This is a genomic window from Staphylococcus pseudoxylosus (genome assembly GCF_003697915.1).
In the GTDB taxonomy this organism is placed as follows: domain Bacteria; phylum Bacillota; class Bacilli; order Staphylococcales; family Staphylococcaceae; genus Staphylococcus; species Staphylococcus pseudoxylosus.
On the sequence record NZ_RCVN01000052.1, the window covers coordinates 1 to 736 of the forward strand.

General features: G+C 32.3%; 1 protein-coding gene. It reads left to right on the plus strand.

Going from position 1 to position 736, the window contains the following annotated elements:
- Nucleotides 1-207 precede the first annotated feature (207 nt).
- Nucleotides 208-462 carry a hypothetical protein gene (locus D9V42_RS14745; protein ID WP_036851135.1) on the plus strand — a complete coding sequence of 85 codons (255 nt, stop codon included), beginning with the start codon at nt 208-210 and terminating at the stop codon, nt 460-462.
- Nucleotides 463-736: the final 274 nt, after the last annotated feature.

The following is a 736-nucleotide window of genomic DNA, read 5'->3' on the forward strand; positions in this document are numbered from 1 at the left end:
TGAAACTCTTTTAAAAACGAGCTAGGGAATAAGTTTCTCTTCCTAGGGTTTAAAGAAGAAAGAAATAACTTTAAATCAGAGTTCACGAAAGAAGAGATAAAAGCGATTGATGAAAGATACTTGGAATTTATTGAAGAGGTCTAAAGTTAATTCTTGACAAATATAAAGTAATTTGATAATATTGTTTTATAGAAAGGGGATTAAACAATGGCAACACAAAAAGCTATAAAGGTCGTAGCTTATAACCCTACAACGGAAGAAGAACTACACTTCAGCTGTAAGGCTCAATGTGCTAAGTATTTTGGTCTTAAAACTAATACAGTCATCAGGTGGCTTGATAATGGTAGACCTGTAATTGAACTGCTGATAGACCTAGATAGAAATCAAGTAGAAATTGAAAAACAAAGCAAACTAAATGGCTTTGAATTATTTACGATTAAGGAGTGGTTAGATTATGTGTAAGAAACGCAAATACACAAAAATGGGTGCTTTATATTCAATAGCGAATGCCCAGCATACTAAAAAGAAAGCTGATAAGATACCAGTAAGAGCTTATTACTGCAAGTGGTGCAATTCATATCACTTATCAAGTCAGCAAAGACTAAATATTAAGACAGGAGTAATTGGATAATGAAAGATGAATTTACATACTACATAGCTCGATACTTTTCAGATGATTTTGGAGAATTTGAAAGCCGTAAGTTTTATAATAAAAGAGAAGCTCTGGAATGGTTTG

What these genes read in the sequence shown, in the direction of transcription:
- D9V42_RS14745 (WP_036851135.1), top strand. Translation starts at nt 208, where the DNA reads ATGGCAACACAAAAAGCTATAAAGGTCGTAGCTTATAACCCTACAACG.